The organism is Nostoc sp. UIC 10890 (genome assembly GCF_054786515.1).
Genome location: NZ_JBSGKF010000030.1, coordinates 1 through 10,670 on the forward strand (window position 1 = coordinate 1; position 10,670 = coordinate 10,670).

Here is a 10,670-nt window from a genome sequence, read left to right on the forward strand (position 1 = left end):
ACCTTGGGTGATGACATCAGAAGTTTGGAACTTGATGTCAGGCGAGAAGTGGCTGAATTTGCAACTGTATTTATCGAAGTTGTTAAACGCACTCGCACACCTGCTGATGTGTTGTTGAACCAGAAAATTGGTTCTCTGCATAAAAGGATTGCTTGTATCCAAGAACAACTGGAAAGATTGCCGACACTGGAGGGAATTCGGACAGAAATAGCAAGATTGGCAGTAGAGAATTATCTCGCACTACCAGGAACTGCAACTGAAAATCAATGTAGAGCCATCGCCCTTGCCCAGCAGATGCGAGGATGGTTTGAAACCTTGGGCTATACCTTGGAAAAATATGAAATCTGGGCAGAAGAATATTTTGAATGGATTATCAACATCCCGGTACGTCGCAGTTATGACCGCATTCTTGTACGTGGTGTTGCAGGAGAAGTTAAACTGAGCGATGTTATGGCGTTGCGCTCCTCAGTTGAGGCGCAAAAAACGGATGAAGGATGGTTGGGAACTACCCGTCGGATTTCCCGCGCTGCACGGGATGAAGTCAAGAAGGAAGAAAATCATCGCTTTGACTGCTTTACATTTGACGAACTGATTGACTTAGATGCTGACTTTAGTGGCTATCTCGACTGGCTAGAAGCAGAAATCAAACGCCGAAAAGTTGATACAAAATATGTACCGCTTGCTTGTACCAAAGAAGAAATTGACCCAATTACTAAGCGGCGGATTGGGGTGAGTCGATATGAGGAAGAGGACGGCTGGATTGATGGTTACATCGATTTGTGGCTGGATGACCCTGCCAAAGAGCATATTTCAATTTTGGGCGAATTTGGCACAGGTAAAACTTGGTTTGTCTTTCACTATGCTTGGACTGCATTGCAACGTTACCGCGATGCCCAAAAACGTGGCGTTGAACGTCCCCGTCTGCCTTTGGTAATTACCCTGCGTGACTTTGCCAAAGCACTAAATGTTGAGAATGTTTTGGCAGGTTTCTTTTTTAGCCAACACAATATCCGCATCAACAGCGAAGTCTTTGACCAACTCAATCGCATGGGTAAGTTGCTGCTCATTTTCGATGGCTTTGACGAAATGGCAGCAAAAGTTGACCGCCAACAGATGATTAACAACTTTTGGGAACTGGCGAAGGTGGTAGTTCCCGGTGCTAAAGTCATCCTTACCTGTCGTACTGAGCATTTTCCAGAGGCGAAGGAGGGACGTGCTTTACTAAATGCAGAACTGCAAGCATCAACTAAAAAATTAACTGGAGAAACACCTCAATTTGAAGTCTTGGAATTGGAGAAATTCAACGATGAGCAAATTCGGCAGGTGCTTTCATACCAAGCTGAAGCAGCGACAGTTGAACAAGTAATCGGTAATCCGCAATTATTAGACTTAGCCCGTCGTCCTGTGATGACTGACTTAATCTTAGAAGCCTTGCCAGATATTGAAGCGGGTAAACCTGTGGATATGTCACGGGTTTATCTTTATGCAGTACGGCGCAAGATGGAACGGGATATTAAAGCGGAGCGTACTTTTACTTCTTTGGCTGATAAACTGTACTTTTTGTGCGAACTTTCTTGGGAAATGCTATCTAGTAACCAAATGAGCCTGAATTATCGGCTGTTCCCAGAACGCATTCGTCGCTTATTTGGTTCTGTTGTCCAAGAAGAGAAGGATTTAGACCACTGGCATTATGACATGATGGCGCAGACAATGCTTGTCCGCAATGCTGATGGTGACTATACTCCAGCACATAGATCGCTGTTAGAGTTTTTTGTGGCGTATAAATTTGCAGCAGAGTTAGGGGCATTAGCTAGCGATTTTACGGAATTAGCCCAAGCACAGTCAGGGTTGAATAGCAGTGCAGCGCCTCTTGATTATACTTGGTCTGGTTATTTTTCGTGTCAAGGGAATAGTGAGGCGATGCCTGCGGCAACTTCTTTGGGGAACGCACCCCTTAGAGAATTTAGTAGTGAGCCTTTGGAGAAGTTGAGGGAGACTTTTGGTAAAGCGCCACTCACGAAAGCAGTGATGGATTTGCTTTTACCAATGTTGGATAACAACCATTCCCTGATTAGTGTTATTGAGGCAACTTGTTTTAAAACTGAAGATGAAACGGGCTATATTGGGGGGAATGCAGCAACCCTAGCCGTGAAAGTGGATAGGACGGCGTTAGAAGGTAAAGATTTAAGCGGTGCGGTGATTAAGGGGGCTGATTTTAGTAGCGTGAGTTTGCAAGGTCTTACACTCACTAAAGCAAGTCTAAATGAAAGTTTTTTTACTCAAGCCTTGGGAAGAGTTTTATCAGTAGCATTTAGCTCTGATGATAAGTTCTTTGCTACAGGAGAGGTAAATGGTTCAATTCGGTTATGGCAAGTTGAAACAGGTAAACATATTTCAACATTGCCAGGTCATGTGGCTTGGGTACGCTCGGTAGCTATTAGTAATAATGGCAAAATTCTCATTAGTGGCAGTGATGATAAAACTCTAAAAATTTGGGATATAGATAAAGGTGAATGCTTAAGAACTTTACAAGGACATACTAGTCGAGTATATTCTGTAACGATTAGCTCTGATGGCTCAATTGTAGTTAGTGGTAGTGATGATAGAACAATAAAAGTTTGGAATATATTTACAGGAGAATGTTTGAAAACTTTACAAGGACATTCTAAACCAATTAGTTCAGTTACTATTTATTCTGATAGTTTAATAGTAGCAAGCGGTAGTTGGGATGAAACAATAAAAATATGGAACTTTCAAACAGGCGAATGTTTAAAAACTTTGTACGGACATAGAGGTAGGGTCTTATCCGTGGCAATAATAGCTAATGGAGAAAGACTTCTTAGTAGTGGCGATGATACAACGATTAAGCTATGGAATATTAATACTGGAGAATGCGAGAGAATTTTTCAAGGACATACTGCTGAATTATTATCAATAAATTTTAGCTCAGATAATACAACAATAGTTAGTGCTGGTGTTGACCAAATAGTAAAAGTTTGGAACATTAATACTGGAGAATGCCTAAGAACATTAGAAGGACATAATAAGCCGGTTTGGGCAGTAGGGATAAGCCACGATGGTAACACTATAATTACTGCTAGTAGTGATTCAATAATAAAACTCTGGGATACTTCTACAGGAGAATGTCTTAACACTGTACATGGATATAGTAGTATGGTTTATTCGGTATGTTTAAGTACAGATAGTAGAATTTTAGCTAGTAGCGGAGATGATGGACAAATAAAAATTTGGGATGTCAAGAGTGGAAACTATCTCAAAAGTTTACAAGGACATAATAGTCGAGTATGGTCAGTAGCAATTAACTCTGAATGTACACTGTTAGCTAGCGGTGGTGGTGACGGCAAGGTCTTGCTCTGGGACATTCATACAGGAAAGTACTGGACTAATATAAGTCAACAAAAACCACAATACAATGGCTCAGTATATTCAGTAGCTATCAGCCGTGACAGTAGGCTCCTCGCTGCTGCTAGTGCAGACAGTACAGTAAAACTATGGAACATTGTTACTGGTGAATGTATCCAAACTTTACAGGGTCATACTGGTCGAGTATGGTCAGTAGTAATTAGTTATGATAATACACTTTTAGCTAGTTGCGGTGATGATCAAACAGTCAGATTGTGGGATATATGCACAGGGAAGTGTCTAAATATTTTGCAAGCACATAACGTTTCTGTCAATTCTGTATTATTTAGTCTTGATTGTAAAACTTTATTTAGTAGCAGCGACGACCAAACAATCAAAGTATGGAGTATCGATAGCGGGAAGTGTTTGAAAACATTACAGGGGCATACTAATCGAGTGTTATCAATGGCTATTGTTAATGACTTAGTTATAGTTAGTAGTAGTTCTGACCAAACTATTAAACTATGGGATATCCATGCGGGAGAATGCTTAAAAACTCTCCAAGGACACAATAATTTAGTTTGGTCAGTTACAGTTAGTAATGATGGCGCAACTATAATAAGTGGTAGTTGGGATGAAACAATTAAGTTTTGGGATGTTCAGTCAGGTAATTGTTTCAAGACACTTGACAATAAACCCTATGCTGGCATGAATATCACAGGTATTACAGGTTTAACCCCATCCGAAAAAGCCACCCTCAAAGCATTAGGTGCAATGGAAGATGGAGAATAAATCAGAGAAAATATGAAAGGTTGGTTAAGCGATCGCTCCACGCTTTCCTTTACATTAATATAGTAAGAGCGATGCCTTTTATTAGGGCGCTTACCGTAGTACTCAAAGGGAACGGAATTTAGCATTGCTGGAAAGGTTTTTTAGTCAATTTGCTGTATTGCCATTAGATACAACATCCGCCAGAGTTGCAGGGAGAATTCGCTCAGAACTGTCAGTAAATGGAACTCCCATTGACCCAAGTGGTTTATTAATTGTAGCGATCGCGCTAGTCAATAACTTAACATTAGAACGCACAATACAAGAGAATTTAGTCGCGTTAGTGGACTGGTGATTGAAGATTGGGAGTAACAGCAATGATATTTTTTGTGGACTTGAATGAAAACCAATGCTGTTCGACTACTTGATAAACTAGGTATTGCATACCAAATCCTGAGCTATGAAGTTAACCCTGACGATCTGGCTGCTCTTAGTACAGCCCAGAAAGTGGGACTTCCCCCAGAGCAAGTTTTTAAAACGCTAGTAGTTAGAGGTGACATAACAGGTATCTGTTTTGCTGTTGTGCCGGGGAATGTTCAGTTAGACTTGAAAGCTTTAGCGCGGATTTCAGGAAACCGCAAGGTTGAGACGGTTGCCCTGAAGGAAGTGCAGCCACTAACAGGATACATCCGTGGCGGTGTGACAGCTTTGGCGAGTAAAAAAGACTATCCAGTTTACCTTGATGAAACGGCAACTCTATTTGAGCAGATTACTGTTTCTGGTGGAATGCGCGGAATGCTGCTTCTGCTATCGCCAGATGATTATTTACGTGCAGTCAGTGGTACTTTGGGGGCAATTGTACAAAATTAGTACAGAAATTTTCATCAGAAACTATAAAGCGATCGCTAATCAAAGGAAGCTTATACCTTACTTGAATAAGCTAAGTATTATTACTAGGAAACTTTATTTTTACCCTGCACTTGAAAACTAATCTACGTAAGACCTTTGAGAAAAATAGTCTGTGAATTGCTTATAAAACAAAAGCTTTAAAATTTCCTTGATAATTAACTAAATAATATAGCCGTATAGAAAAATACTTTATAAGATGTAGCAGGTGCTAAGAACCAAATAGAAAATATACTATTTTATACCTGCTACTTATAAAGAATATAGTTGCTTTCTTAGCGCTCTAGTCCAACCAGTCATTAGACAGAAGGGTTTAGGGGAGTGAGTTTCTCATGATTAGAGGAGGGATAATACCAATCCAGTTACAAGGGGGAAGACACGAGTGACTGATATTGTAACTGGACAGATTGTGCGCGTGCGATCGCGGCAATATCTTGTAGAAGAAGTTGTGTCGAAACCATCTCCAGAACAAGACACTAAAGTTAGTCTTTCTTGTTTAGAAGATGATGCGTTAGGAGAATCGCTAGAAGTCCTATGGGAAAGAGAGATAGATGCCAAAATCGTCGGGGCAACATCTTGGGATTCCATAGCAAATCGAGGTTTTGATAATCCGCGTCTGTTTTCTGCCTACCTGCACACATTACGGTGGAATTGCGTAACTTCCACAGATGCCAAGCTTTTCCAAGCCCCTTACCGAGCAGGTATAGAAGTCAAAGCTTATCAATTAGAGCCGCTACGTAAAGCTTTGCTGATGCCGAGAGTCGGTTTGTTTATTGCGGACGATGTAGGGCTGGGCAAAACCATAGAAGCAGGGCTGATACTGCGTGAGATGCTGATGCGGCAAAAGGTTAGGCGAGTCGTTATCTCGTGTCCGCCATCAGTGGTAAGGCAGTGGCAAGAAGAAATGGAGAGTCGCTTTGGACTCACATTTATGATTCTTGACCGTGAGTTTATTGCTGCGCGTCGTCAAGAACGGGGTTATGGAATTAACCCTTGGATGACACACACTAGGTTCATTATTTCCCATGCTTTGCTACGAGATGAAACATACACCGCACCATTACGGGACTGGCTTGGTGATTTTGCAGCTGCATCCATGCTCATCCTTGACGAAGCTCACAATGCTGCACCTGCAAGTGGTGCAAAGTATGCCGTTGATTCTCAACTTACCAAAACTGTTCGAGATTTAGCACCACGTTTTGAACACAAACTGTTTTTGTCTGCTACACCTCACAATGGACACTCCAACAGCTTCGCCGCCTTACTAGAAATCCTTGATCCCCAGCGTTTCTGCCGAGGAGTACCCGTTCGTAATCGTAAGTTGCTGGACACTGTAATGGTGCGGCGTTTAAAGCAAGATTTACGAGAGATCGGAGAAGAGTTTCCCCAACGCTACGTTCTTCCTGTAGTTATTGATAACCTGCCAGAAGACGCGCCCGAACTCAAATTATCCCGATTGCTGCAACAATATCGCAATCTGCGTGAGGAAAAGCTCAAAGATGCAGCGAAGTCTACCCAGACTACGGCAATGTTAGTAATCACTTCACTACAAAAGCGTCTTTTATCTTCTATTGAGGCATTTGCTCGGACTTTAAAGGTGCATCGGACGGGGATGGAAAAGCAAGCGGCTCACCACCCATCCACACATCAAGTCAGTCTCCCGTTGCTGTTTGAATCCCCTGGTGCAGATGACGAACGGGCTGAATTTTCCGAAGAGGAAGTAATCGCAGAAGAAGATGCTCAAATGGTAGCAGCTAGTATGCAAGCTGCGGGACAAACAGCGCGTGAATTAGCAATTTTAGATGAAATGGCAGATGTAGCGAATTCCTCTCGCTACCAGCCAGATCCGAGGATTCAACAACTGGTGGAGTGGATTCGCCAAAATCTTTGTCCCGATTTAGGTCAGCCGAATGCTGCTTGGTTAGAACGACGAGTAATTATCTTTACAGAATATACGGATACTAAACGTTATTTACAACAGCAATTACAAAGTGCAATCGCTGGCTCTAACCGTGAACAAGAACGCATAGATGTATTTCACGGGGGCATTGGAGAAGAACGCCGCGAAGCTATTAAAAGTGCATTTAACGCTGACCCGGCTCGTCATCCCCTGCGGATCTTGATTGCCACAGATGCAGCACGGGAAGGGGTGAACCTCCAAAACAACTGTGCTGACTTGTTCCACTTTGATGTGCCGTGGAATCCGTCGAGGATGGAACAGCGTAATGGACGGATTGACCGGAAATTACAGCGATCGCCTATTGTCCATTGTTATTATTTTGTCTTACCGCAACGCACAGAAGACAAGGTATTGGATGTACTGGTGCGGAAAACAGCCACCATTCAACAAGAACTGGGCAGCCTTGCACCAGTAGTTGAAAGAAATGTGTCGCGCTTACTAGCTAATGGGATTCGCCACCAAGAAGTAAATAATCTTGCCGATTCGATTAATAAAGCAGAGCAACTCAGTAACAAGGAAACAGTAAACACCCAGGTAATTAATGAGGAACTGGAGCAAGCTAGACTCCGCCAACAGGATTTGACTAAACAAGTTGAGAATTTACAAGAAATGTTAAAAGACTCGCGGGATTGGTTGGGACTAGATGACAATCATTTCCGTAATGCCATCTCTGCTTCTCTAGAAATTTTGGGAGTCCCAACACTTGCCCCTGTAGATGTGAATGAGGTTGCTAACAATCCTGTAACTGCGCGTTGGACAATTCCGGCTCTCGACCAGCGTACTGGAGCAGATCCAACATGGTCAACTACACTTGATACCCTGAGAACACCTCGCAAGATTGGACAAAAGCCTTGGGAATGGCGAAAAGAAGCACCGATTCGCCCTGTGGTTTTTCGAGATCCTGGTTCCTTGGATGGGGATGTAGTTCATCTGCATTTAGAACACAGAATTGTCCAGCGTTTACTAAGCAGATTTTTAGCTCAGGGTTTCTTGCATGATGAATTAACTCGTGCTTGTGTTTGTCTGACTGATGACCCAATGCCAAAAGTGATTGCACTGGGACGGCTGGCTCTGTATGGTGAACGAGCTTCTCGCTTACACGATCAGGTAATTGCAGTCGCAGCAGAATGGTCAGATCCAACTAGCCGAGGACGCAAGAAACTTCAGTCTTTAACAGAAGGCGAGAAAGATAATGTACTGGAATTACTGGAAAATTCCCTGGCTTCCCCTCACTTGCTGGAAGTTGCCGAAGCGGTGAAAGAGCGACTGAAAAAAAGTGCTGCCCAAGATGTAGCAGAATTAATTCCCCATCTGGAACGCCGCGCCACAGCTTTGGCTGAAAGTGCTGAGAAAAAGCTGGCCAATCGGGGTGTTAAAGAAGCTGCTGAGATGAAGAACATTCTGGAAGAACAACAGACGCGAATTCTCAAGTGTCAAGAAGAATCTAAAGTAGTGCAGTTGTCTCTTCCATTCATAGAAGAACAGCGCCAATTGGATGCAGACCGTCGCCATTGGGAAAAACGCCTTCAAGCGATCGCAACCGAACTAATTTCAGAACCAGACCGAATTGAAGCTGCCTACAAAGTAAAAGCAGTGCGAGTTGAGCCAGTCGGCGTAATTTATTTATGGCCGATTTCCGGCTAGGGGAGTATAAACAATGGCAAACGATCCAGAAATTCGCTTACATAAAGAATGGTTAGGCTTTCTCCAGCCTGTGGGGTTGGTGGTGTCTCCGCCGGCATTGTCAGCAGCCCAAGCTGTGGTTAACCGTAATGTGGTGGAACTGCAACAAACACTTGCTACAGTTGCCAGACGTGAACCCCTGTCCGGTGATAGCAAGGAAACCTTTGGAATTGACGACTTTCCTGCTTTCACTATCAACGTTTTAGGTTGGCAGGCAGAAGATTTAGTTGCCAGTCCAGAAGAATTAGCGATCGCACTCCCAGATTACAACGAAGTTTTGACACCTACGTATGCTGTACCCGACCCTAATGGCGGTTGGATGATGCTGGTAAAGATGCTTCCTGATGGTACTGAACTTGACAACGCTGGGGCGGAGGATAGTAAATCTACTGGATGGCACGCTAGTCCCCAATCTAAGTTTGAGCGCCTTTTAAAAGAAACAAAAGTTTACACTGGGCTATTGTGCAACGGTACAGAATTGCGTTTGGTTTATGCACCACTTGGAGAGTCATCGGGACACCTGACTTTTCCTGTACAGGCAATGTGTGAGGTATCTGGGCGGCTGATTTTGGGTGCAATGGAGATGTTGCTCTCGGCTGACCGACTGTTTAATGTCCCTAGCGATCGCCGTTTGTCTGCAATTCTGGAAAAAAGCCGAAAATATCAAAACGATGTCTCTATTAAGCTTGCAGAGCAGGTATTAGAAGCATTATGGGATTTACTGCGCGGCTTCCAAATCGCAGATGCAACCAGTAAAAGCGGCTTAATAAGTGATATTGCCACGACTGCGCCCCAGCATATTTACGGTGGGCTGATTACTGTTTTGCTGCGGTTAGTGTTTCTGCTTTACGCTGAAGATCGGGGACTGATGTCTCAAGATGCAGTTTATACACGCTACTACTCAGTTAGTGGACTTTACGAGCGATTGAGAGAAGATGCAGGCAACTACCCGGATACAATGGATCAACGGTATGGTGCTTGGGCGTGGTTGCTGAGTCTGTTTCGTCTGGTTTACGATGGCGGCAGTCATGCTGATTTGTACTTACCTGCTCGTCATGGGCAACTATTTGACCCAGATGAATATCCGTTTTTAGAAGGTCGTCTCCAGTCTACAGAATATCAAACAGGAGAAAGTCTTGAACCCCCTCGCGTGTCAGATGGGGTAATTCACCGGGTATTGCAAGGGTTGCTGGTACTGGATGGAGAACGTCTGTCTTACCGTTCCTTGGCGGTTGAGCAAATTGGGTCTGTCTATGAAGCAGCTACCGGCTGTGAGGTAGAAAGAGCAAGTAGTCCTGCTATCGGTGTTTGGAGTAAACCCAAAGGTTCTAAATCTTCGGTGACAGTTGTTGTCAGCGTTGGGGACATTCTCAAAACGAAGGTGGGAGAACGGGCTAAATATTTAAAAGATGTTGCAGGTTGTGAAATTACTGGTAAATCCCTAACAGAGTTAAAGGATGCGAGGACAGCAGAGGATGTAGTGGCGGCTTTAGGACGCAAGGTGTCACCGAAAACGCCGAGTTTAATGCCTGTGGGTTCTCTGTATTTGCAACCAGGGGAAGAACGGCGGCGTAGTGGTTCTCATTATACGCCTCGTGCTTTGACTGAGCCGATTGTTAAAGAAACCCTCAGACCGATTTTATCGGCTTTGGGAGAAAACCCCACACCAGAGCAGATTTTGGAGTTGAAAGTTTGTGATTTGGCGATGGGTTCGGGCGCATTCCTGGTGGAAAGTTGTCGTCAGTTGGCTGAAAAATTAGTTGAAGCGTGGAATAAACAGAACGTATTACCTGAAATTCCAATTGACGAAGAACCGTTACTTTATGCCCGGCGGTTAGTAGCGCAACGGTGTTTGTATGGTGTAGATAAAAACCCTTTTGCAGTGAATTTGGCTAAGTTATCGCTGTGGTTGGCAACTTTGGCGAAGGCTCATCCATTTACTTTTTTAGACCATGCTTTGAAGTGGGGTGATTCTTTAGTTGGGTTAACT

Annotated in this window: 5 protein-coding genes; all 5 read left to right on the top strand. The window is 43.6% G+C overall.

The window, feature by feature from the left end; all coding sequences use genetic code 11:
* Positions 1-4,155, top strand: a 4,155-nt coding sequence (locus tag ACWATR_RS37630) for an NACHT and WD40 repeat domain-containing protein (RefSeq protein WP_460344742.1), incomplete at its 5' end; no start/stop codon positions are given.
* 124 nt (positions 4,156-4,279) lie between these two features.
* Positions 4,280-4,486, top strand: coding sequence for a PIN domain-containing protein (locus tag ACWATR_RS37635; protein ID WP_460344745.1), 207 nt, complete (start codon positions 4,280-4,282; stop codon positions 4,484-4,486).
* A gap of 44 nt (positions 4,487-4,530) precedes the next feature.
* Positions 4,531-5,001, top strand: a complete 471-nt coding sequence (ybaK, locus tag ACWATR_RS37640) for a Cys-tRNA(Pro) deacylase (protein WP_460344748.1) — start codon at positions 4,531-4,533, stop codon at positions 4,999-5,001.
* 418 nt (positions 5,002-5,419) lie between these two features.
* On the top strand, positions 5,420-8,641 hold the full coding sequence (gene drmD, locus ACWATR_RS37645) for a DISARM system SNF2-like helicase DrmD (protein WP_460344751.1): 3,222 nt from the start codon (positions 5,420-5,422) through the stop codon (positions 8,639-8,641).
* A 13-nt stretch (positions 8,642-8,654) separates the two neighbouring features.
* Positions 8,655-10,670: type IIL restriction-modification enzyme MmeI (locus tag ACWATR_RS37650; RefSeq protein WP_460344755.1), on the top strand; the 2,016-nt coding region annotated here is incomplete at its 3' end.